This is a genomic window from Streptomyces sp. NPDC005151 (genome assembly GCF_053599875.1).
On the sequence record NZ_JBSFYR010000021.1, the window covers coordinates 37,518 to 61,521 of the forward strand.

Consider the following 24,004-nt stretch of genomic DNA (forward strand, 5'->3'; position numbering starts at 1 on the left):
GCCGCGTTCTTTGATCCGTCACGCAGCACTGTGCAAGATTTGCAAGGGGCGCTTCGGCGTCCCTTCTTTCTTTTCCCCGACTGCGACAGACCCGCCCCGGACGTACACCCCTACCCTTACCGTCTGATGTGCCCTGCACCTTCATCAGCGAAACCGAGAGCGAAAGGTAGAGTCCGGCGGCGTGCATCTCAAGGCCCTGACCCTGCGTGGTTTCAAGTCGTTCGCCTCCGCCACGACCCTGCGGTTCGAACCCGGGATCACCTGCGTCGTCGGCCCCAACGGTTCCGGCAAATCCAATGTGGTGGACGCGCTCTCCTGGGTCATGGGTGAGCAGGGAGCCAAATCCCTGCGCGGCGGCAAGATGGAGGACGTGATCTTCGCCGGCACCACCGGGCGGCCGCCGCTCGGACGCGCCGAGGTGTCGCTGACCATTGACAATTCCGACGGTGCGCTGCCTATCGAGTACGCCGAAGTGACAATCACGCGGATCATGTTCCGCAACGGCGGCAGCGAATACCAGATCAATGGCGACACGTGCCGACTCCTCGACATCCAGGAACTTCTCTCCGACTCCGGTATCGGCCGGGAGATGCACGTCATCGTCGGACAGGGCCAGCTGGACTCCGTACTCCATGCCGATCCGATGGGGCGCCGCGCATTCATCGAAGAAGCCGCTGGTGTGCTCAAGCACCGCAAGCGGAAAGAGAAGGCGCTGCGGAAGCTGGACGCGATGGGAGCCAATCTGGCCCGTGTCCAGGACCTCACGGACGAACTGCGGCGGCAGTTGAAGCCGTTGGGCCGGCAGGCGGCCGTCGCCCGGCGGGCCGCCGTCATCCAGGCCGATCTGCGCGACGCGAGGCTGCGGCTGCTCGCCGACGACCTGGTACGGCTGCACGACGCGCTGCGCAGCGAGATCGCCGACGAAGCGGCGCTGAAGCAGCGTCGGGAGGCGGCGGAGGCGGAGCTGAAGGCGGCCCTGACGCGTGAGGCGGAGCTGGAGGACGAGGTACGACGGCTGGCGCCGCGCCTGCAGCGGGCCCAGCAGACCTGGTACGAGCTGTCGCAGCTTCGCGAGCGGGTACGCGGCACGATCTCGTTGGCCGACGCCCGGGTGAAGAGCGCCACCGCCGCGCCCGAGGAGGAGCGGCGCGGTACGGGATTCAGAGACCCTGAAAGCATGGAGCGCGAGGCCGCCCGGATCCGGGAGCAGGAGGCGGAGCTGGAGGCCGCGCTGACGGCGGCGGAACACGCGCTGGAGGACACCGCTGCCCACCGGGCCGAGCTGGAACGGGAGTTGGCGGCCGAGGAACGCAGGCTGAAGGACGCGGCCCGCGCCATCGCCGACCGGCGCGAAGGGCTCGCCCGGCTGACCGGGCAGGTCAACGCGGCGCGCAGCCGGGCCGGTTCGGCGCAGGCGGAGATCGACCGGCTGGCCGCCTCGCGTGACGAGGCGCAGGAGCGGGCGGTCAGGGCGCAGGAGGAGTACGAGCAGCTCAAGGCCGAGGTGGAGGGGCTGGACGCGGGTGACGCGGAGCTGGGCGAGCGCCACGACGCCGCCAAGCGGGCGCTGGTCGAGGCGGAGTCGGCCCTCTCCGCCGCCCGGGAGGCCGCCACCGGCGCGGAACGGAAGCGGGCGGCGGTCGCGGCCCGGCACGACGCCCTGGCCCTGGGCCTGCGCCGCAAGGACGGCACGGGCGCGCTGCTCGCCTCGCGCGACAGACTGTCGGGCCTGCTCGGCCCGGCCGCGGAACTGCTGACGGTGGCCCCGGGCCACGAGGTCGCGGTCGCGGCGGCACTGGGCGCGGCGGCGGACGCGGTGGCGGTGACGGACCCGGCTACGGCAGCGAGCGCCATCCGGCTGCTGCGCAAGCAGGACGCGGGGCGGGCGGCGTTGCTGTTGGGGGGTGCGACCGCGGATGCGGGTGCGGGGCCGGAGGCTGATACGGGGCAGGTGCCCGTCCAGGGCGGGGCCGCGACGCAGCAGGTACCCGGGCAGGGTTCGGCGCCCGCCGCGGCCGGGGACGTCACGGGCCGGACCGCCGAGTCCGGTGCGGGGCACGTACCGGGGCAGGCTGCCGGGCAGGACCGGGCGGCCCACACCGGTGCGGCGCACGCGCCCGGCCACCACGCCGGCCACGTACCCGTGCCGGGTCCGGCCCCCGACGTCCCGTCCCGCGGCCCCGCCGGCCGCCCCGAGGCACCCGGGCACGTGCTCCGCGCCGCTGCCCCGGACACCCCGACCGCAGTCGCCGATCTTGTCCGCGGACCCGCTGAGCTGATGGCTGCCGTGCGCCGGCTCGTGCGTGGCATGGTCGTCGTCCCCACCCTGGAGGACGCCGAGGATCTTGTTGCCGCGCATCCCGAGCTGACCGCCGTGACCGGTGAAGGAGACGTCCTCGGGGCGCACTTCGCGCACGGCGGTTCCGCCGGGGCGCCCAGCCTGCTCGAAGTGCAGGCCTCCGTCGACGAGGCCGCCGCCGACCTGGCGGATCTCGCTGTCCGGTGCACCGAACTGGCCGAGGCCCAGCGGCTCGCGGGGGAGCGACGCAGTGCCTGCGCCGCTCTCGTCGAGGAGCTGGGGGAGCGGCGCAGGGCCGCCGAGCGGGAGAAGTCGGGGGTGGCCCAGCAGCTCGGCCGGCTCGCCGGGCAGGCCCGCGGAGCCGCGGGCGAGGCCGAGCGGTCGGCCGCCTCCGCCGCCCGTGCCCAGGACGCCCTGGAGCGGGCGACCGAGGAGGCCGAGGAGCTGGCCGAACGGCTGCTCGTCGCAGAGGAGATGCCGGTCGAGGAAGAGCCGGACAACTCCGTGCGCGACCGGCTCGCCGCCGACGGTGCCAATGCCCGCCAGACCGAGATAGAGGCCCGACTCCAGGTCCGTACCCACGAGGAACGGGTCAAGGGACTTGCCGGGCGTGCGGACTCCCTCGACCGCGGTGCCCGCGCCGAACGCGAGGCCCGTGCCCGTGCCGAGCAGCGTCGCGCCCGGCTGCGTCACGAGGCTGCGGTGGCCTCGGCCGTTGCCTCCGGTGCCCGTCAGCTCCTCGCCCATGTCGAGGTGTCCGTCGAACGGGCCGGGCAGGAGCGGGTCGCCGCCGAGGCGGCGAAGGCGGAGCGCGAGCAGGAACTGATCGTCGAGCGTGGCCACGGACGTGAGCTCAAGGGCGAGCTGGACAAGCTGACCGACTCCGTCCACCGTGGTGAGGTGCTCGGCGCCGAGAAGCGGCTGAGGATAGAGCAGCTGGAGGCGAAGGCCCTTGAGGAACTGGGCGTGGAGCCGGCCGGGCTGGCCGCCGAGTACGGCCCCGACCAGCTGGTGCCTCCGTCGCCGGCCGCGGAGGGCGAGGAGCTGCCGGAGGACCCGGAGCACCCGCGCAACCAGCCGAAGCCGTTCGTCAGGGCGGAGCAGGAGAAGCGGCTGAAATCCGCCGAACGGGCGTATCAGCAACTCGGGAAGGTGAATCCGCTCGCCCTTGAGGAGTTCTCGGCACTGGAGGAGCGGCACAAGTTCCTCTCCGAGCAGCTCGAAGACCTGAAGAAGACCCGGGCCGATCTGATGCAGGTCATCAAGGAGGTCGACGAGCGGGTCGAGCAGGTGTTCACGGAGGCGTACCGGGACACGGCCCGTGAGTTCGAGGGCGTCTTCTCACGGCTCTTCCCGGGCGGTGAGGGGCGGCTCATCCTCACTGATCCGGACAACATGCTGGCGACCGGGGTCGATGTCGAGGCGCGCCCGCCGGGCAAGAAGGTCAAGCGGCTCTCCCTGCTCTCGGGCGGCGAGAGGTCTCTGACAGCTGTGGCGCTGCTGGTCTCGATCTTCAAGGCCCGGCCGAGTCCGTTCTATGTGATGGACGAGGTCGAGGCGGCGCTCGACGACACCAATCTGCAGCGGCTGATCCGGATCATGGAGGAGCTCCAGGAGAGCTCGCAGCTCATCGTGATCACGCATCAGAAGCGGACGATGGAGGTCGCGGACGCGCTGTACGGCGTCTCGATGCAGGGTGACGGGGTCTCCAAGGTCATCAGTCAGCGGCTCCGCTGAGGCTTTACTAAATCTTCAAGTCTTCAACACACCTTTTGGGTGGTTCTGGATAGATGTCGGCTCACATGCAACATTGACTTCGAAACTTGAACGCATAGTCTCTGAAGCGTCGTTTTTAACTTCAAGTGGTGGCGCCTGTGAAGTTATGCGCCACTTGGAAGAGTTCCCCCCACGCCTGACGACGCGGCCAGGCACCAGGAGTTCATGTGACCAGCACATCGCAGCCACCGGGATCCGGAGCCCGCGCGGCCCATCCGGAACACCTCGGCCACGTCATCTTCATTACGGCAGCCGCTGCGATGGGCGGCTTCCTCTTCGGCTACGACAGCGCCGTGATCAACGGCGCCGTCGAGGCGATCCGGGACCGCTACGACATCGGCTCCGGAACGCTGGCCCAGGTGATCGCCATCGCCCTGATCGGCTGCGCCATCGGCGCCGCCACTGCGGGCCGTATCGCCGACCGGATCGGCCGCATCCGCTGCATGCGGATCGCCTCGGTGCTCTTCACCATCAGCGCCATCGGCTCCGCGCTCCCGTTCGCCCTCTGGGACCTGGCCTTCTGGCGGATCATCGGCGGCTTCGCCATCGGCATGGCCTCGGTCATCGGCCCGGCCTATATCGCCGAGGTCTCGCCCGCCGCCTACCGTGGCCGGCTCGGCTCCTTCCAGCAGGCCGCGATCGTCATTGGCATCGCCATCTCGCAGTTGGTGAACTTCGGCATCCTGCAACTCGCCGACGGCAAGCAGCGCGGAACGATCGGCGGCCTCGAAGCCTGGCAGTGGATGCTCGGCGTCATGGTCGTTCCGGCGCTCCTCTACGGCCTGCTGTCGTTCGCTATCCCCGAGTCGCCGCGCTATCTGATCTCCGTCGGCAAGAACGAGCGGGCCAAGGAGATCCTCTCCGAGGTCGAGGGCAAGGAAGTCGACCTCGACGCCCGCGTGGCCGAGATCCAGACAGCCATGCACCGCGAGCACAAGTCCACCTTCAAGGACCTGCTCGGCAGCCGCTTCGGCTTCCTGCCGATCGTCTGGGTCGGTATCGGTCTCTCGGTGTTCCAGCAACTCGTCGGCATCAACGTGGCGTTCTACTACTCGGCGACGCTGTGGCAGTCCGTCGGTATCGACCCGACCACCTCGTTCTTCTGGTCGTTCACCACATCGATCGTCAACATCATCGGTACGGTGATCGCGATGGTCCTCGTCGACCGAGTGGGCCGCAAACCGCTCGCGCTCGCCGGCTCCACCGGCATGGCGATCGCACTGGCCTGTGAGGCCTGGGCCTTCTCCGCCGATCTGGTCAACGGCAAACTCCCCACCACCCACGGTGTCGTCGCCCTCATCGCGGCCCACGTCTTCGTGCTCTTCTTCGCCCTGTCATGGGGTGTGGTGGTCTGGGTCTTCCTCGGCGAGATGTTCCCGAACAAGATCCGGGCCGCCGCGCTCGGTGTCGCCGCGTCCGCTCAGTGGATCGCCAACTGGGCGATCACCGCGAGCTTCCCGAGCCTGGCCGACTGGAACCTGTCGGGCACCTACATCATCTACGCATGCTTCGCCGTGCTCTCGATCCCCTTCGTGCTCAAGTTCGTGAAGGAGACCAAGGGCAAGGCGTTGGAGGAGATGGGCTAATCCCCGCTGCCCCTCTCCTCGGCCAGGGGTCCCCGGCCCGTGCCCGCGGGCCGGGGACGCGCGTCCGTCCCTGCGTACGTCAGCCGGCGATCGCCTCACAGAACAGCCGCAGGCTGCGCCACCCCTCCTCGACCGGCATTCCGCCGCACAGCGGATGCAGCACCAGGCTGTCGGCATCCAGCGCGGCCAGCTGCTCCGGGGTGACGATCCGGTAGACCCCTTCGTCCCGCAGCTCCGCCACCGTCGTGGCCGCCGAGCGCACGGCCGACCGGATGTCCTTCGACTGCCAGGAGGCGTAGGTCCGCGCCTCGTGCAGGAAGTGCTCGCCGTACCGGTCCCACGTCCGCTCCGGATCCTCCGACACATGCAGCAACGGCGTCTTCGCCGCCGGCATCATGCAGGAGCCCTCCGTCCCGTGCTCCGCGCGCCGCTCGTGGTAGTACGCCTCAAGTTCCGGCAGATGCGCGCTCGGGAAGAACGGCAGCCCCAGCCGGGCCGCCCGCCGCGCCGCCGCCCGCGAGCTGCCACCGACCAGCAGCAGCGGATGCGGCTGGGTGTACGGGCGCGGGGTGACCCGGACGGTACGGCCGCGGTACGGGAACGGCTCACCGGTCCACGCCTGCAACAGGGCCTCCAGCAGCTCGTCCTGGAGCCGGCCGCGCCTGCCCCATTCGACACCCGCCTGTTCGTACTCCTCGGGCCGGTAGCCGATGCCCGCGACCGTGACCAGCCGGCCCGCGCTCAGCAGGTCGAGGACCGCGATGTCCTCGGCCAGCCGCAGCGGATCGTGCAACGGCCCGATGACCGCCGAGACCGTGACCGCGATCCGGCGGGTGGCGCCGAAGACCGACCCGGCGAAGACGAAGGGGGAGGGCAGCCAGGAATCGGCGGCGCCGTGGTGCTCCTCGGTCTGCACGGTGTCCACGCCGTGCGCGTCTGCGTACGCGGCCATCTCGAGCGCCGCACGGTAGCGGTCCGACAGGGACGCGGGGGTGGCATCGGGATCGACGAGATTGAACCGGACCACTGTGAAGGCCATGACGCGTGTCCCCTTCGCCGGGCGGGCTTGGCGAGGCGCGACAGTAGCTGACGCGGAGTCAGAAGTGTAGGGGTGTGTCGTCCTTGCGCCCGGTGGGCCGCGGCAGCAGTGCGTACAGCCCCCGGAGACGGCGATCGTGGCCGCCCGGCCCAGACCGCCCCGTCCGATCCAGGTGGCGGCGAGCGGGCCGGAGAACCACGTCACGCCCGTGAACAGCAGCCCCCGCCGTCAGCCCCGCACCCCACGCCGCGACAGCGGGCACGGCGAAGCCGCTGGTGTACCAGTAGGCGCCTGCGGGACTGGTGTCCAGCAGCGCCGCGGCATCGTACGTACGTCCCCGCGGCTGATCCACTCCGAATACGCCGATCCCCGCCGAGAACGTCACGGCGGGCAAGGTCGGAAAGGAGATGGACGAATCCAGGAAACTCGTTGCCACCATCATCAGCAGACTCCCCAGAAGGAGGCTGATCGCGGCATTCACGCCGACCGCCCAGGTGCGAGGAAAACGCGAATCCCGGTGTCTGTGCGGTGAAACCGGCCGAATGCATCGACATCGCATTGATCAGCACCATTCCGACCACGGGAGTCAGCGGATACGGCACCGAGATCCAGTCCGGCAGCAAGGTGCCGATGAAGGCGACCAGGTGGGGAAGAGGGTGCGGACCCGGCCGGTGCGCTCGCTGTCGGGGACGGGGTCCAGGCCGCGGGTCTCCGCGGGCGGGATCGTACCTTTACCGCCAAAAGGGCCATAACGACCTGCCGGATCCCGGAGTGGTCCTCCGGGGCCGCCACCTGGCGGGCATGTGACTGATACTGGGTGGGTTATGGAATTCGTCATCCTTGCTGTAGTCATCGCCGCCCTGGTCGTGGCCGGCCTGATCAGCGGGCTCGTGGTCAGCGGCCGCAAGAAGAAGCAGCTGCCCCCGGCACCGTCGAGCACGCCGACCCTCACTCCCGCCGAACCCCATGTCGGCGAGGAAGCCGAGACACCGCGCGAGGAACCGCGCCGCACCATCGAGGAGGCCGGTCCCCCCGGCGCCGAGGCTCCCGCCGAGGAAGCCCCGGCAGTCGCCGAGCCGGCGGCGCCCGCAGTTCCCGCGCTGGAGATCCCGGAGCCCACCGCGGGCCGTCTCGTACGGCTGCGCGCCCGGCTCGCCCGCTCGCAGAGCACCCTCGGCAAGGGACTGCTCACGCTTCTGTCCCGCGACAACCTCGACGAGGACACCTGGGAGGAGATCGAGGACACCCTCCTCACCGCCGATGTCGGCGTCGCCCCCACTCAGGAGCTGGTGGAGCGGCTCCGCGAGCGCGTCCGCGTCCTCGGTACCCGTACCCCCGAGGGGCTGCGCGGCCTGCTGCGCGAGGAGCTCCTGGCGCTGCTCGGCACCGACTTCGACCGTGCGGTCAAGACGGAGAGTGGTGTCGACACGCCCGGCGTCGTGATGGTCGTCGGCGTCAACGGCACCGGCAAGACCACCACCACGGGCAAGCTGGCCCGGGTCCTCGTCGCCGACGGCCGCAGCGTCGTGCTCGGCGCGGCCGACACCTTCCGTGCCGCCGCCACCGAACAGCTCCAGACCTGGGGCGAGCGCGTCGGCGCCCGCACCGTGCGCGGACCCGAGGGCGGCGACCCGGCGTCGGTCGCCTTCGAGGCGGTGAAGGAAGGCATCGCCGAGGGCGCCGATGTCGTCCTCATCGACACCGCCGGCCGACTGCACACCAAGACCGGGCTCATGGACGAGCTCGGCAAGGTCAAGCGCGTCGTCGAGAAGCACGGCCCGCTCGACGAGATCCTGCTCGTCCTCGACGCCACGACCGGGCAGAACGGCCTGGTTCAGGCACGGGTGTTCGCCGAGGTCGTCGACATCACCGGCATCGTTCTCACCAAGTTGGACGGCACCGCCAAGGGCGGCATCGTCATCGCCGTCCAGCGTGAACTGGGCGTACCGGTGAAGCTCGTGGGTCTCGGTGAGGGACCGGACGACCTGGCTCCGTTCGAGCCGGAGGCGTTCGTCGACGCACTGATCGGCGACTGACGGGCCGATTGCGGCTCCTCCGCCCCCGAACGCCGGGCGGGCTCGACAGCGAGCCCGCCCGGCGTCGTCGTTCCCGCCGCCAGTGCCGTGACCGGCAGTGTCTGCCCCATGAGGAGTGTCGTCCAATGCGGCGAGCGGGCGTGCTGGGCGGTGCGAAGCTTGCCGGGAGGGGCACTACGAGCGATGGCAGATGTACGCCAGGGTGCCCAGCAGCAGCCGCGCCTGCGGAGGCGTGGCCGCCGTGTCCAGGACCGGCGGACGCAGCCAGCGGACCGGCCCGAGACCGCCCTCGTCCGACGGCGGTGCGGTGATGTGGCAGCCGTGCCCCAGTGCCCGCAGATCCAGATCAGCGTCGTCCCAGCCCATCCGGTACAGCAGCTGCGGAAGTTCGGCGGCGGCGCCCGGCGCAACGAAGAACTGCGCCCTCCCGGACGGCGTCACGGCCACCGGGCCCAGCGGCAGCCCCATCCGCTCCAGCCGCACCAGCGCCCGCCGCCCGGCCTGTTCGGCGACGTCGAGCACGTCGAACGTGCGCCCCACCGGCAGCAGCATCGAAGCGCCTGGCGCCTCCGCCCATGCGCGTGCCGCCGTGTCCAGTGTGGCGCCCGCCGGCACCTCCTCGGCGAACTCCAGCGGATGAGCGCCGGGGGAGAGGCAGGTGGTGTCCCCGCAGGAGCACCTCCCGGCCGCGGCCCGCGCCCCCGGCGCGACGGCCCAGCCCCACAGTCCTGTGTACTCGGCCACCGCGGTGCACTCGGCCGCGCGGCCTCGACGCCGTGAGCCGGATCGCATCTCCCGGATGCCGCCGATCGTGAAGCCCATGCCCCCTCCAACGGGTCCGGCTCGCCGGTGGTTACGACGCGGAGTACTGTGGTGACACTCCGTCGCCCCGTCGATCCGGCAGCGCCCGGATGGCGTCCGGGGTCGTGCGACACGAGCCGCGCGCCCCTGCGCGCATCACTGCGTCGGCTGCTGATCGTCGTCTGTCAAGTGAATCGCGCCGGACGGCAGGCGCGTTCATCCGAAGGGGTGGCGAATGGTGGCGTTTCTGTGAATGCCCTCGCGGGGGCGGTGATCGCAGAGTTACCGTCGGTACACGAACCGTGGAAGTATGTGCGCCTGTGGGTATGCCGGAGGCAACCCGTTTTCCTGTTCGATGGTGCGCAACCTCCGTACGGACGGCTTCGGCTCACGGCATTTTGATAGTGGTTCGCGCGACAGTATTCAGTGGGAAGGGGGCGTTCCAGTGAGTGGCAGCGGCGCAGGCGATGCGAATGCCCGTAAGCGCCCGAACGGGCAATTGGGGTCATGGTTCGTGCGCAGCGGCTGGTCGAAGGGCGAGCTGGCGCGGCAGGTGAACCGCAGGGCGCGCCAGATGGGCGCCCACCACATCAGCACCGACACCTCCCGGGTGCGGCGCTGGCTCGACGGCGAGCAGCCGCGCGAACCGATCCCGCGCATCCTTTCCGAGCTCTTCTCCGAGCGCTTCGGCACCGTCGTCGCCGTCGAGGACATCGGGCTGCGCTCCGCCCATCAGTCACCGTCGGTGTCCGGAGTCGACCTGCCCTGGGCGGGCCCGCAGGCCGTCGCCCTGCTCAGCGAGTTCTCCCGCAGTGACCTGATGCTCGCCCGCCGCGGCTTCCTCGGCACCTCGCTCGTCCTCGCCGCGGGCCCGGCCCTCATCGAACCCATGCAGCGCTGGCTGGTGCCGGTCGCCGCCGCGGCACCCGCGGAGCCCGAGTCGCCGGCCGCCGCCCGGCGCCCCTCCCGGCTCTCCGGCCCCGAGCTCGACCTGCTGGAATCGACCACCGTGATGTTCCGCCGGTGGGACGCGCAGTGCGGCGGCGGACTGCGCCGCAAGGCCGTCGTGGGCCAGCTTCACGAGGTCACCGACCTGTTGCAGGAACCGCAGCCCGCGGCCACCGCCAAGCGGCTCTTCCGGTGTGCGGCCGAACTCGCCGAACTGGCGGGCTGGATGAGTTACGACGTCGGTCTCCAGCCCACGGCCCAGAAGTACTTCGTCCTCGCGCTGCACGCCGCGAAGGAGGCCGGCGACAAACCGCTGGGCAGTTACGTCCTGTCCAGCATGAGCCGCCAGATGATCCACCTCGGACGGCCCGACGACGCCCTCGAACTCATCCATCTCGCCCAGTACGGCAGCCGGGACTGCGCCACCCCGCGCACCCAGGCCATGCTGTATGCGATGGAGGCCCGCGCGTACGCCAACATGGGCCAGCCCAGCAAGTGCAAGCGAGCCGTCCGAATGGCCGAGGACACCTTCCTCGACGCCGGGATCGAAGGCGAGCCGGAGCCCGACTGGATCCGCTTCTTCTCCAAGGCCGAACTCTACGGCGAGAACTCCCACTCGTACCGTGACCTCGCCTATGTGGCCGGCCGCAGCCCCACGTACGCCTCGCTCGCCGAGCCGATCATGAAGAAAGCCGTCGAGGCCTTCGGTGAGGACGACGAGCATCAGCGGTCGTACGCGCTGAACCTGGTCGGCCTTGCCACCGTGCATCTCCTCAAGCGCGAACCCGAACAGTCCACGGTGCTCGCCGAGCGGGCCCTGCGGGTCGCCAAGAAGGTCCGCTCCGAGCGCGTCAACACCCGGCTGCGCAAGACAGTCGACACCGCTGCCAGGGACTTCGGCGACATTCCCGCGGTTGCCGAACTCACCGATCTCCTCACCGAGCAGCTGCCCGAGACCGCCGAAGCGGTCTGACCGGGCGCCCCCTCACTCCGGCCACGACGACCACCCTGCACAGACCGACTTCGGCTCCCCCTTGCCAGGTCAGCGGGTGATCGGCGTGGCCGGTTCGCGTTCCCGTTCCCGTACTCCAGAGTTGTCACCGCACCGTATGCGGCCGCGGCCGCAGGGTAGGCCCGGCCCCGGATACGCCACTCGCGGTTCATGGGGACGTAACACGCCACACCTCTTCGTCACTGCGGCGAAACACCGTGCGGCATCGGCGGAAACCGCGCTGGGCGAATCTCATGGCGCATAACCGGCCCGCACCTTTTCCACAGTGGTCCCGCACGTGGTCCCGCAGGTTTCGCCCCACGCGGCCGCACCGACGACGAGGAGACGCCGATGCCCCCAGGCATCACGACGCTTGCCGCAGACGCCCCGACGCTGTCTGCCGCCAACACAGGGTTCATGCTCATCTGCTCGGCCCTGGTGATGATCATGACCCCGGCCCTGGCCTTCTTCTACGGAGGCATGGTCCGCGTCAAGAGCACCCTCAACATGCTGATGATGAGCTTCATCAGCCTGGGGATCGTGACGATCCTGTGGGTGCTCTACGGATTCAGCCTCGCCTTCGGCACCGACATCGGCTCGTTCATCGGCTGGAGCTCGGACTTCGCCGGCCTGAGCGGGATCGGCATCACACAGCTCTGGGACGGCTACACCATCCCGATCTATGTGTTCGCCGTCTTCCAGCTGATGTTCGCCATCATCACCCCGGCCCTGATCAGCGGCGCTCTCGCCGACCGCGTCAAGTTCACCTCCTGGTCCCTGTTCATCACCCTGTGGGTGACCGTCGTCTACTTCCCGGTCGCGCACTGGGTCTGGGGCGCCGGCGGCTGGCTCTTCGAGCTCGGCGTCATCGACTTCGCCGGTGGTACGGCCGTCCACATCAACGCCGGTGCGGCAGCCCTCGGCGTGATCCTCGTCATCGGCAAGCGCGTCGGCTTCAAGAAGGACCCGATGCGGCCGCACAGCCTGCCGCTCGTCATGCTCGGCGCCGGTCTGCTGTGGTTCGGCTGGTTCGGCTTCAACGCCGGCTCGTGGCTCGGCAACGACGACGGCGTCGGCGCGGTCATGTTCGTCAACACGCAGGTCGCCACCGCCGCCGCGATGCTCGCCTGGCTCGGCTACGAGAAGATCCGCCACGGCTCCTTCACCACCCTCGGCGCCGCCTCCGGCGCGGTCGCCGGACTCGTCGCCATCACCCCGTCCGGCGGTGCGGTCAGCCCGCTCGGCGCCATCGCCGTCGGTGCGATCGCCGGTGTCCTCTGCGCCATGGCGGTCGGCCTCAAGTACAAGTTCGGGTACGACGACTCCCTGGACGTCGTCGGCGTCCACCTCGTCGGCGGTGTCGCGGGCTCGCTCCTCATCGGCTTCTTCGCCACCGGCGGTGTCCAGTCCGACGCCAAGGGCCTCTTCTACGGCGGTGGCCTCGACCAGCTCGGCAAGCAGGCCGTCGGAGTCTTCGCGGTCCTCGCGTACTCTCTGGTCGTCTCCGCGGTCCTCGCCTTCCTCCTCGACAAGACGATCGGCATGCGGGTCGACGAGGACGACGAAATCTCCGGCATCGACCAGGTCGAACACGCCGAGACCGCGTACGACTTCAGCGGCGCCGGCGGCGGTGCGGCCCCGCGTACGGCCTCCACGCCGGCATCGGAGACCACGGCAGCAGCGCAGACCAAGAAGGTGGACGCATGAAGCTCATCACGGCAGTCGTGAAGCCGCACCGGCTAGACGAGATCAAGGAGGCCCTCCAGGCCTTCGGCATCCAGGGCCTCACGGTCACGGAGGCCAGCGGATACGGGCGCCAGCGCGGCCACACCGAGGTCTACCGGGGCGCCGAGTACACCGTCGACCTCGTCCCCAAGATCCGTATCGAGGTCCTCGTCGAGGACGAGGACGCCGAACAGCTCATCGATGTCGTGGTCAAGGCCGCCCGAACCGGCAAGATCGGAGACGGCAAGGTCTGGAGCGTTCCCGTCGAGACAGCCGTACGGGTCCGCACCGGCGAACGCGGCCCGGACGCACTCTGACCGACGGCCTCGCAAACTGAAAGGCAGCTGGGTGACGAGCACCGAAGTGACCACCGAATCCGAAGACTCGGGACCCAGCGGCTACGCGGCGGCCCGGCTGCGCCTTCTCCAGGAGAAGGTGCAGTCCGGGCCGCCGCGCCGTGCGGCCCTCGCCTCACTCACCGACGACTGGCTGACCGCCCTGTTCGCCACCGCCACCGAACAGACCGGCGTCCGCGGCGCCGCCCTCGTCGCCGTCGGCGGCTACGGCCGCGGCGAACTCTCCCCGCGCAGCGACCTCGACCTCGTGCTCCTGCACGACGGCAGCGCCGACACCGGAGCCATCGCCTCCCTCGCCGACCGCATCTGGTACCCCGTCTGGGACCTCGGCCTCGCCCTCGACCACTCCGTACGGACCCCCGGCGAAGCCCGGAAGACGGCCGCCGACGACCTCAAGGTGCAGCTCGGACTGCTCGACGCCCGGGCCGTCGCCGGAGACCTCGGCCTGGTTGCCGCGATGCGCACCACGATCCTCGCGGACTGGCGGAGCCAGGCTCCCAAACGGCTTCCCGCCCTCGACGAACTCTGCCGCGAACGCGCCGAGCGCCAGGGCGAGCTCCAGTTCCTCCTCGAACCCGACCTGAAAGAGGCCCGCGGCGGCCTGCGAGACGCCACCGCCTTGCGCGCGGTTGCCGCCTCCTGGGTCGCCGATGCCCCCCGCGAAGGCCTCGCCGAGGCCCGCCGCATCCTCCTCGACGCCCGCGACGCCCTGCACCTGACCACGGGCCGCGCCACCGACCGCCTCGCCCTCCAGGAACAGGACCAGGTCGCCACCGCCCTCGGCCTCCTCGACGCCGACGCACTGCTGCGCCAGGTGTACGAGGCCGCGCGCACCGTCTCGTACGCCACCGACGTCACCTGGCGCGAGGTCAACCGCGTCCTGCGCGCCCGGTCCGTACGCCCCCGGCTGCGCGCCATGCTGGGCGGCGGCAAGACCGCCGTCACCGAACGCACCCCACTCGCCGAAGGCGTCGTCGAGGCCGACGGCGAGGTCGTCCTCGCCCGCACCGCCCGCCCCGAACGCGACGCCGTGCTCGTCCTGCGCGCCGCCGCCGCGGCCGCCCAGTCCGAACTGCCGATCTCCCGCCACATCGTGCGCCGCCTCGCCGCCGCCGCCCGCCCGCTGCCCGTGCCCTGGCCCGCCGAGGCCCGTGAGGAACTCGTCACCCTGCTCGGCGCGGGCGAGGCCACCATCCCCGTCTGGGAGGCCCTCGAAGCGGAAGGGCTGATCACCCGGCTGCTGCCCGACTGGGAACGCGTCCACTGCCGCCCGCAGCGCAACCCCGTTCACACCTGGACCGTCGACCGTCACCTCGTCGAAGCGGCCGTCCGCGCCTCCTCGCTCACCCGCCGCGTCGGCCGCCCCGACCTCCTGCTCGTCGCCGCCCTGCTCCACGACATCGGCAAGGGCTGGCCCGGCGACCACTCCGTCGCCGGGGAGGTCATCGCCCGCGACGTCGCCGCCCGGATCGGCTTCGACCAGCGCGACGTGGGCGTCATCGCCACCCTCGTACGCCATCATCTGCTGCTCGTCGAGACCGCCACCCGCCGCGACCTCGACGACCCGGCCACCGTCCGCTCCGTCGCCACCGCCGTCGGCAGCGCGTCCACGCTGGAACTCCTGCACGCCCTCACCGAGGCCGACGCGCTCGCCACCGGGCCCGCCGCCTGGTCCACCTGGCGCGCCTCCCTCGTCGCCGACCTCGTCAAACGTGTCGCCGCGGTCCTCGCCGGCGAGGCAACCGCCGATCCGGAACCCGTCGCACCCAGCGCCGAACAGGAACGGCTGGCCATCGAGGCGCTGCGCACCGGCGAACCCGTCCTCGCCCTGCACGCCCAGGCCGAGACCCCGGACGAGGACGGCGAACCGGAGCCCATCGGTGTCGAACTCCTCATCGCCCTCCCTGACCGCCCGGGCGTCCTGCCCGCCGCCGCCGGAGTCCTCGCCCTGCACCGTCTGACCGTCCGCGCGGCCGACCTGCGCGCCGTCGAACTCCCCACCGAGCTCGGCGAGTGCGCCGACATGCTGCTGCTCAGCTGGCGGGTGGCGGCGGAGTACGGCTCCCTGCCGCAGGCAGCCCGGCTCCGCGCCGATCTCGTACGCGCCCTGGACGGTTCCCTCGACATCCCGGCCCGCCTCGCCGAACGCGAAGCCGCCTACCCGCGGCGCCGCGGGGTGAAGGCACCACCACCGCGGGTGACGGTCGCGGCGGCGGGCTCACGGCTGGCGACCGTGATCGAGGTACGCGCCCAGGACGCTCCCGGGCTGCTGCACCGGATCGGGCGGGCGCTGGAACAGAGCGCGGTACGGGTGCGCAGCGCCCACGTGTCGACGCTCGGCGCCAACGCGGTGGATGCCTTCTACGTCACAGGGACGGACGGGGAGCCGCTGTCCGACGCACGCGCAACAGAGCTGGCCCGAGAGGTCGAGCGGGCCCTGGGCTGACTCCCGCGCGCTACGTGGAAGGGCCCTCGTCCGTCACGAGAACCGGGCGAGGGCTTTGCGTTTCCCGGCGTCCGGATACCCTTGGGGACGACTGACCTGTACCCGACCCCGACCCTGAGGACCGACGAGCGCCGTGTTCGATACTCTCTCCGACCGCCTTAGCGCGACTTTCAAGAACCTCAGGGGCAAGGGCCGCTTGTCCGAGGCGGACATCGACGCCACGGCCCGCGAGATCCGTATCGCCCTGCTCGAGGCCGATGTCGCGCTGCCCGTCGTGCGCGCTTTCATCGCCAACGTCAAGGAGCGGGCGCGCGGCGTCGAGGTCTCCCAGGCGCTGAACCCCGCCCAGCAGGTCGTCAAGATCGTCAACGAGGAGCTTGTCGGCATCCTCGGTGGCGAGACCCGGCGGCTGCGGTTCGCCAAGAACCCGCCCACCGTGATCATGCTCGCGGGTCTGCAGGGTGCCGGTAAGACCACCCTCGCCGGAAAGCTCGGCCTCTGGCTCAAGGGCCAGGGCCACTCCCCGCTGCTCGTCGCCTGTGACCTCCAGCGCCCCAACGCCGTCAACCAGCTGAGCGTCGTCGCCGACCGCGCCGGTGTGGCGGTCTACGCCCCGCAGCCGGGCAACGGCGTCGGCGACCCGGTCCAGGTCGCCAAGAACTCCATCGAGCACGCCCGCTCCAAGCAGTTCGACGTGGTGATCGTCGACACCGCGGGCCGTCTCGGTATCGACCAGGAGCTGATGCAGCAGGCCGCGGACATCCGCGACGCCGTCAGCCCCGACGAGATCCTCTTCGTCGTCGACGCGATGATCGGCCAGGACGCGGTCAACACCGCCGAGGCCTTCCGCGACGGTGTCGGCTTCGACGGCGTGGTGCTCTCCAAGCTCGACGGTGACGCCCGCGGTGGTGCCGCCCTGTCGATCGCCCATGTCACGGGCAAGCAGGTCATGTTCGCGTCGAACGGTGAGAAGCTCGAGGACTTCGACGCCTTCCACCCCGACCGCATGGCGTCCCGCATCCTCGACATGGGTGACCTGCTCACCCTGATCGAGCAGGCGGAGAAGACCTTCAGCCAGGAAGAGGCCGCCAAAATGGCCTCCAAGCTGGCGTCCAGCCAGGGCAAGGACTTCACGCTCGACGACTTCCTGGCCCAGATGGAGCAGGTCAGGAAGATGGGCTCCATCTCCAAGCTGCTCGGCATGCTGCCCGGCATGGGGCAGATCAAGGACCAGATCAACAACATCGACGAGCGCGACGTGGACCGTACCGCCGCGATCATCAAGTCGATGACGCCGCACGAGCGCCAGGAACCGACGGTCATCAACGGCTCGCGCCGGGCCCGTATCGCCAAGGGCTCCGGTGTCGAGGTGTCCGCCGTGAAGAATCTGGTGGAGCGGTTCTTCGAGGCGCGCAAGATGATGTCGAAGATGGCGCAGGGCGGCGGCATGCCGGGTATGCCGGGGATGCCCGGCATGGGTGGCGGTGCGGGCCGGCAGAAGAAGCAGGTCAAGCAGGCCAAGGGCAAGCGCAAGAGCGGCAACCCGATGAAGCGGAAGGCCGAGGAGCAGGCCGCGGCCGCCCGTCGTGAGGAGGCGGCGGCGCAGGGTGGCGCGTTCGGTCTTCCGGCGGCGCAGGAGGACCAGAACTTCGAGCTTCCCGACGCGTTCAAGAAGTTCACGGGCTGACACCCGATGCCCCCAGGGGCACACAGGTGAGGGGCATCCGCCGTGGGCGGGTGCCCCTCACTCGTGCCACCCGGCTGCGCGCCCGTACCGCGTCGGCGTCCCTCCACGGGCCCAGTGGACAGCTCCTCCGAGGGCTTTGATCGTATTTCTCCTTTAATGTCGGCTCAACGGCTGTCGGCAGAGGAGCGCGCGTGACCAATCCCGTACCGCCACGCGATCGGACCGACCAGCCGTGGCGCTCCGAAGGTGCCCCACCGCCCACGCCGCAGGGCCGGAAGATGCCGGGCGGCTGGGGCCGACTGCTGCTGACCGCGCTGGCCGTCTATCTGATCGCCAACCTGGTGCTGTCCTTCTTCAACGGCAGGAACGAGCCGACCATCGCGTACACGGAGTTCAGCAAGCAGGTCACGGCGGGCAACGTCTCCAAGATCTACTCCAAGGGCGATTCCATCCAGGGGCAGCTCAGGAAGGAGGCGAAGATCCCCGGCACCGGCACCACGTACACGAAATTCGTCACCCAGCGGCCCGCGTTCGCCGACGACAACCTCTGGGCCGAGCTGGTCAAGGACGACGTCACCGTCACCGCCGAGCCGGTCGTCAAGGAACGCAGTTTCCTCGCCAACCTGCTGATCTCGCTGGCGCCGATGCTGGTGCTCGTCCTGCTCTGGGTGTTCATCGCCCGGCGGATGTCCCGGGGCATGGGCGGCGGGATGGGCGGCTTCGGCCGCAAGGCCCCGCCCAAACCGGTCGAACTGGAGGCGGGCAAGCGCACCACCTTCGAGGATGTGGCCGGCATCGACGAGGTCGAGGGCGAACTCAACGACGTCGTCGACTTCCTGAAGAACCCGCAGCAGTACCGGAGGATGGGCGCCCGGATGCCCGGGGGAGTGCTGCTCGCGGGTCCGCCCGGCACCGGCAAGACACTCCTGGCGCGGGCCGTCGCCGGCGAGGCGGGCGTGCCGTTCTTCTCCGCCTCCGCCTCCGAGTTCATCGAGATGATCGTCGGCGTCGGCGCCGGCCGGGTACGGGAACTGTTCGCCGAGGCCCGCAAGGTCGCCCCCGCCATCGTCTTCATCGACGAGATCGACACGATCGGCCGGGCCCGCGGCGGTGGCTCCGGCATGGGCGGCCATGACGAGCGCGAACAGACGCTGAACCAGATCCTCACCGAGATGGACGGCTTCTCCGGATCGGAAGGCGTCGTCGTCCTCGCCGCGACCAACCGCGCCGACGTCCTCGACCCTGCCCTCACCCGGCCCGGCCGCTTCGACCGGATCGTCCAGGTGAGCCCGCCCGACCGGAGCGGCCGGGAGGCCATCCTGAAGATCCACACCCGGCAGATCCCGCTCTCCGACGACGTGAGTCTCGCCCAGGTGGCGCGGACGACCCCCGGCATGACCGGTGCCGACCTCGCCAACCTCGCCAACGAAGCCGCGCTACTTGCCGTCAAGCGCAAGCAGTCCGAGGTCAGCCAGACCGACCTGTCGGACGCCCTGGAGAAGGTCCAGCTCGGAGCCGAACGACCGCTCGTCATGCCGGTGGAGGAGCGGCGCAGGACCGCGTACCACGAGAGCGGCCACGCTCTGCTCGGCATGGTCCAGCCGGGCGCCGACCCCGTGCGCAAGGTGACCATCGTGCCGCGCGGCCGGGCCCTCGGCGTCACTCTCTCGACGCCGGACGCCGACAAGTACGCGTACACCGAGCAGTATCTGCGCGGCCGTATCGTTGGCGCCCTCGGCGGCATGGCCGCGGAACAGCTGGTCTACGGAGTGGTCACCACGGGCTCGGAGAGCGACCTGGAACAGGTCACCGGTCTGGCGCGCGGAATGGTCGGACGCTGGGGGATGAGCAGCAAGGTCGGCAGGCTGACGGCGATCCCCGGAGACGTCCAGCACGCGTACGGACTCTCGGCGGCGCCGGCCACGCTGGACGCCGTGGACGACGAGATGCGGCGCATCGTCGACGAGTGCTACATCGAGGCGCAGCGGCTGCTGCGCGAGCACCGGGAGAAGCTGGACGCGCTGGCGTCGGCGCTGCTGCAGAACGAGACGCTGGACGAGGAGGCGGCCTACCGGGCGGCCGGCATCCCGCGCCTGGCCAAGTAGGACCGCCCCATCGCGTTCGCACCTGCTTCAGGAGGTGCAGACGAGATAGCGGAAGACATTCGGCATCCACACCGTGCCGTCCTGGCGCCGGTGCGGGTGCAGTGCCTCCGCGACCTCCTTCTCCACCTGGGAGCGGTCCGTCGCCCGCACCGCTGCATCGAACAGCCGCGTCGACAGCAGCCCGCGTACCGCACTGTCCACGTCCGCGTAGCCGAACGGGCACGCCACCCGCCCCGAGCCGTTCGGATTCAGTCCGGCCCGGAACGCCACGTCCTCCAGATCGTCCCTGCGTGCCGGGCGCCAGCCGCCCGCGCGGGGCGCCCGCGCCCCGTCGGTGAGCCGGGCCGCCACCCGGAGCACCGCCGCGGTCGCGCACCGCTCGGGGGGACCCCAGCCGGTCAGCACCACCGAGCTGCCCCGGGCGAGCAGCGCCACGGCGGACCCCAGGGCGGGCAGCAGCCCTTCGGAGTCGCCCGCCGAGCAGCCGATCGGGGTGAAGACGGTGAGCAGGTTGTACGGGACACCGTCGGCCGGTGCGACGGCGGACGGATCACCGGCGAAGAGCTGGGGCAGCCCGGCCGGGGCCGGATCGGGACCGCCGTCCCACGCCGCTTCTGGCAGCAGCCGTTCGCGGGCCAGGTCAACGCGTTCACGGTCGGTGTCGACGCCGGTGACGCGCGCCCCGCGGGCGGCCGCGATCAGCAGCGCGAGCCCGGAGCCGCAGCCGAGGGCGAGTATCCGCGTACCGGCTCCGACTTCGAGCCGGTCGTACACCGCTTCGTACAACGGCGCGAGCATCCGCTCCTGGATCTCGGCCCAGTCACGAGCACGGGTTCCGGGGTCCACCGGGGCGGACGGATCCGTCTGCCCGTGGTGCCGGACGAGCGTTGGTGTCATGGAAAGCGCCCCAATCCGCCGAGAGGTAGGTCGTTCCCGAGTGATGGACGGCCCCCCGTGTGTGCGTGCCCGCACCCCCCGTATGTCAGAGAACTGCGCATTCGCGGCCGCGTCCAGAGGGCGGAGGGCAATGGTTGTGCGCCTCGGTGGTGCGCCCCCGCAGACAGTCGGCCGTGACCGGTCCCGTCACTCCGTGGGAAAGGCGATGTCGCCGTACGATGCGCGCCATGGCAAAGGCACCCGTTCTCACACCCCAGGCCGAGGACTTTCCCCGCTGGTACCAGGATCTGATCAACAAGGCCGAACTCGCGGACAACGGCCCGGTGCGCGGCACCATGGTCATCCGACCGTACGGATACAGCCTGTGGGAGCGGATGCAGCAGGAGATGGATACCCGCATCAAGCACGCGGGCGCCCAGAACGCCTACTTCCCGCTCTTCATCCCCCAGTCTTACCTGACACGCGAGGCCGAGCACGTCGAGGGCTTCGCACCCGAGCTGGCCATCGTCACCCACGGTGGCGGGAAGGACCTCGAAGAGCCCGTGGTGGTGCGGCCGACGTCCGAAACGATCATCAATGAGTACTTCTCGAAATGGGTGCAGAGCTACCGGGATCTGCCCCTGCTGATCAACCAGTGGGCGAACGTCGTCCGCTGGGAGATGCGCCCGCGGGTCTTTCTCCGTACGACCGAATTCCTCTGGCAGGAGGGCCACACGGCCCACGCGACCTACGAGGACGCCCGCGACTACGCCGCGTACATCCACCGGCACGTCTATGCGGACTTCATGACCCAGGTCCTCGGCATCGATGTGGTGCTCGGCCGCAAGCCCCCGAGCGAACGGTTCGCGGGCGCCATCAACACCCTCACGCTCGAATCGATGATGGGCGACGGCAAAGCCCTGCAGATGGGTACGAGCCATGAGCTCGGCACCAATTTCGCCAAGGCGTTCCACACCGAGTACCTGTCCCGGGAGGGCAGGCAGGAGCTGGTCTGGCAGACCTCCTGGGGCTCCTCGACCCGGATGGTCGGCGGCCTGATCATGTCCCACGGTGACGACCGGGGGCTCCGCGTCCCGCCGCGGCTCGCCGCCGTGCAGGCGGTCGTCCTCGCGATCAAGGAGGACGACGCAGTGCTGACCGCGGTCCGCGAGATCGGCGACCGGCTGCGGGAGGCCGGGATCGGGGTCCAGATCGACGACCGCACCGACACCCCGTTCGGCCGCCGCGCGGTCGACTGGGAGCTGAAGGGTGTGCCCGTACGGATCGAGATCGGTCCGCGCGACCTGGAGAACGGCACCGCGATGCTGGCCCGCCGCATCCCCGGCGGGAAGGAGCCGGTCGCGATCGAGGCACTGCCGGCCCTGCTCCCGGCGGTCCTGGAGGAGGACCAGGCGACGCTGCTGCGCGAGTCCCGGGCCCGCCGCGAGTCCCGCACCAGCGAGGTGTCCACCGTCGACGAGGCCGCGGAGGCGGCGGCCGCGGGCGGCTGGGCGCGTATCGCGTGGGACGTCCTCGGCCCGGCGGGGGAGGCCCGGCTCGCGGAGCACGGGGCGTCGGTACGGTGTCTGGTGGCCGAGGACGGGTCGGTGCCGGAGTCGGACGACGCCCCGGGTACTGTCGCCGTCGTGGCCCGCGCCTACTGACGCCCCGGGCGCTCCCGGAGCCGTCGGAACCCCGGCGCGGAGGCATTGTCTACGCACCGGGGCGTACCCGGCACTACGTACCACCTTGGTGTGAGCTGTGAGAGTTCTCCACAAATCTGCGCACCCGCCCTCGTCAGGGCGCATCAACGGCAACTGACTGGTACGTGCAAATTATTTGGGATGCCCCGGAATAGGAACACCGGGGCACTCGCGCTCGTTGTCACGACGTGAGCACGACACCACCTGTACTTGCCGCAGAGCTGGCACAGGCGTGGGCCGACATTCAGCGGTACCACCCCGAGCTGCCCGATCTAGCCGCGCCAGAGTCCCTGATCGGAGAGTCCTCGTCCGCCTGTGGCGCCGAGCTCTCCTTCGAGCGACTGCTACATGAGGCAGTCCATGGAATCGCCGCCGCACGAGGTGTCCGCGACACCTCCCGCGCCGGCCGCTACCACAACCGCAGATTCCTCGCGATCGCCGAGGAGCTGGGCCTCGACCATGCCGAGGAGCCCCACCCCAGCAGTGGCTTCTCGCTGGTCACGCTCAATCCCGAGGCGAAGCGCAGGTACCGCCCGACGGTCGAGCGGCTGCAGCGCGCCCTCAAGGCGCACACGGTCGCCACCGCCGCCGACACCAAGCGCTCCTTCCGCGGGCCCGCCGCCCGGCACGGCTCCTCCGGTGGAGGTGTGCGGGTCAAGGCCGTCTGCGACTGCGGACGCAACGTCCGGGTCGTTCCCTCGGTCCTCGCCCAGGCGCCGATCGTCTGCGGTGGCTGCGGGAAGCCGTTCCGTATCCCGGAAGCGGCGGTCGCGGTGGGGTGACCCGATGTGGTGTGGCACAATGGCAAGCTGTACTCGACAGTCGCACAGGACCCCTCTCTCCTCCGGCTGACGCGTCCATCGGGCACCCGAGTACCGCAACCCCACGTGGCATCTTCGTTGTGCCCAACCACGTCATAGACCAGGAGACACCACTTCCGTGGCAGTCAAGATCAAGCTGAAGCGTCTGGGCAAGATCCGTTCGCCTCACTACCGCATCGTCGTCGCCGACTCCCGTACCCGCCGTGACGGCCGGGCCATCGAGGAGATCGGCCTGTACCACCCGGTGCAGAACCCCTCGCGCATCGAGGTCAACTCGGAGCGTGCGCAGTACTGGCTGTCTGTCGGCGCCCAGCCGACCGAGCCGGTTCTCGCGATCCTGAAGCTCACCGGTGACTGGCAGGCCCACAAGGGTCTCCCGGCCCCCGCGCCGCTGCTGCAGCCGGAGCCCAAGGCTGACAAGCGCGCCCTGTTCGAGGCCCTGGCCAAGGACACCGGCGAGGAGTCCAAGGGCGAGGCCATCACGCAGAAGGCAAAGAAGTCCGACAAGAAGGCTGACGAGGCTGCTGACGCTGCCGCGTCGACCGAGTCGACCGAGGCCTGAGCATGCTCGAGGAGGCTCTCGAGCACCTCGTGAAGGGCATCGTCGACAACCCCGACGATGTGCAGGTCGCCTCGCGCAACCTGCGCCGTGGTCGTGTGCTGGAGGTCCGGGTTCACCCCGATGACCTCGGCAAGGTGATCGGCCGCAACGGCCGCACCGCACGCGCACTGCGAACCGTCGTGGGCGCCATCGGCGGCCGTGGCATCCGCGTCGACCTCGTCGACGTGGACCAGGTTCGCTGACAGAG

General features: G+C 70.3%; 16 protein-coding genes and 1 pseudogene. 13 read left to right on the plus strand and 4 right to left on the minus strand.

Features of this window, described 5'->3' with window-relative positions; all coding sequences use genetic code 11:
- The first annotated feature begins 181 nt into the window (after positions 1-181).
- A complete protein-coding gene (locus tag ACWD6R_RS14370) occupies positions 182-4,036 on the plus strand; it encodes an AAA family ATPase (protein ID WP_451818961.1) in 3,855 nt (1,284 codons plus the stop codon).
- Positions 4,037-4,242: 206 nt separating this feature from the next.
- On the plus strand, positions 4,243-5,661 hold the full coding sequence (locus tag ACWD6R_RS14375; RefSeq protein ID WP_451818962.1) for a sugar porter family MFS transporter: 1,419 nt from the start codon (positions 4,243-4,245) through the stop codon (positions 5,659-5,661).
- Between the two features lie 79 nt (positions 5,662-5,740).
- On the opposite strand, the gene ACWD6R_RS14380 is transcribed toward ACWD6R_RS14375, so the two are convergent.
- Both ACWD6R_RS14380 and ACWD6R_RS14385 read right to left on the minus strand, forming a co-directional pair.
- Positions 5,741-6,700 (minus strand): LLM class flavin-dependent oxidoreductase, encoded by a 960-nt coding sequence (locus tag ACWD6R_RS14380; RefSeq protein ID WP_451818963.1) that lies wholly within the window; start codon positions 6,698-6,700, stop codon positions 5,741-5,743.
- 58 nt (positions 6,701-6,758) lie between these two features.
- Positions 6,759-7,341, minus strand: a pseudogene (locus ACWD6R_RS14385) (cytosine permease); the annotation flags it as partial.
- 183 nt (positions 7,342-7,524) lie between these two features.
- Here ACWD6R_RS14385 and ftsY point away from each other — a divergent pair.
- Positions 7,525-8,736, plus strand: a complete 1,212-nt coding sequence (gene ftsY / locus ACWD6R_RS14390; protein WP_451818964.1) for a signal recognition particle-docking protein FtsY — start codon at positions 7,525-7,527, stop codon at positions 8,734-8,736.
- A gap of 174 nt (positions 8,737-8,910) precedes the next feature.
- Here ftsY and ACWD6R_RS14395 read toward each other — a convergent pair whose 3' ends face one another.
- Entirely contained in the window at positions 8,911-9,558 is a 648-nt protein-coding gene (locus ACWD6R_RS14395; RefSeq protein WP_451818965.1) for a bifunctional DNA primase/polymerase, read from the minus strand.
- 424 nt (positions 9,559-9,982) lie between these two features.
- On the opposite strand from ACWD6R_RS14395, the gene nsdA reads away from it, so the two are divergent.
- The 6 genes from nsdA (at position 9,983) to ftsH (ending at position 19,795) form a co-directional block, all read left to right on the plus strand.
- Positions 9,983-11,458, plus strand: a complete 1,476-nt coding sequence (nsdA, locus tag ACWD6R_RS14400; protein ID WP_451818966.1) for a transcriptional repressor NsdA — start codon at positions 9,983-9,985, stop codon at positions 11,456-11,458.
- A gap of 369 nt (positions 11,459-11,827) precedes the next feature.
- Entirely contained in the window at positions 11,828-13,183 is a 1,356-nt protein-coding gene (locus tag ACWD6R_RS14405) for an ammonium transporter (RefSeq protein ID WP_451818967.1), read from the plus strand.
- Positions 13,180-13,518 carry a P-II family nitrogen regulator gene (locus ACWD6R_RS14410; protein WP_037689863.1) on the plus strand — a complete coding sequence of 113 codons (339 nt, stop codon included), beginning with the start codon at positions 13,180-13,182 and terminating at the stop codon, positions 13,516-13,518. Before ACWD6R_RS14405 ends, ACWD6R_RS14410 begins: the two co-directional genes overlap by 4 nt.
- Positions 13,519-13,549: 31 nt before the next feature.
- Complete coding sequence (locus ACWD6R_RS14415) at positions 13,550-16,003, plus strand: [protein-PII] uridylyltransferase (protein ID WP_451818968.1); 2,454 nt, start codon at positions 13,550-13,552, stop codon at positions 16,001-16,003.
- A gap of 133 nt (positions 16,004-16,136) precedes the next feature.
- Positions 16,137-17,690, plus strand: a complete 1,554-nt coding sequence (gene ffh / locus ACWD6R_RS14420) for a signal recognition particle protein (protein WP_451818969.1) — start codon at positions 16,137-16,139, stop codon at positions 17,688-17,690.
- A gap of 191 nt (positions 17,691-17,881) precedes the next feature.
- Positions 17,882-19,795, plus strand: a complete 1,914-nt coding sequence (gene ftsH / locus ACWD6R_RS14425) for an ATP-dependent zinc metalloprotease FtsH (protein ID WP_451818970.1) — start codon at positions 17,882-17,884, stop codon at positions 19,793-19,795.
- Positions 19,796-19,822: 27 nt separating this feature from the next.
- Here the strand turns inward: ftsH and ACWD6R_RS14430 are convergent, their stop codons facing one another.
- Positions 19,823-20,692: a methyltransferase domain-containing protein gene (locus ACWD6R_RS14430; RefSeq protein WP_451818971.1), complete on the minus strand. Its 870-nt coding sequence runs from the start codon at positions 20,690-20,692 to the stop codon at positions 19,823-19,825.
- A gap of 227 nt (positions 20,693-20,919) precedes the next feature.
- Here ACWD6R_RS14430 and proS point away from each other — a divergent pair, with 227 nt between their 5' ends.
- The 4 genes from proS (at position 20,920) to ACWD6R_RS14450 (ending at position 23,999) form a co-directional block, all read left to right on the plus strand.
- Positions 20,920-22,335: a proline--tRNA ligase gene (gene proS, locus ACWD6R_RS14435; RefSeq protein ID WP_451818972.1), complete on the plus strand. Its 1,416-nt coding sequence runs from the start codon at positions 20,920-20,922 to the stop codon at positions 22,333-22,335.
- 227 nt (positions 22,336-22,562) lie between these two features.
- Entirely contained in the window at positions 22,563-23,156 is a 594-nt protein-coding gene (locus ACWD6R_RS14440; RefSeq protein WP_451818973.1) for a hypothetical protein, read from the plus strand.
- 157 nt (positions 23,157-23,313) lie between these two features.
- The gene (gene rpsP, locus ACWD6R_RS14445) at positions 23,314-23,757 is read left to right on the plus strand and encodes a 30S ribosomal protein S16 (RefSeq protein ID WP_266748924.1); all 444 of its coding nucleotides are present in this window, start codon (positions 23,314-23,316) and stop codon (positions 23,755-23,757) included.
- 2 nt (positions 23,758-23,759) lie between these two features.
- Positions 23,760-23,999 carry an RNA-binding protein gene (locus tag ACWD6R_RS14450; RefSeq protein WP_005311361.1) on the plus strand — a complete coding sequence of 80 codons (240 nt, stop codon included), beginning with the start codon at positions 23,760-23,762 and terminating at the stop codon, positions 23,997-23,999.
- Positions 24,000-24,004: the final 5 nt, after the last annotated feature.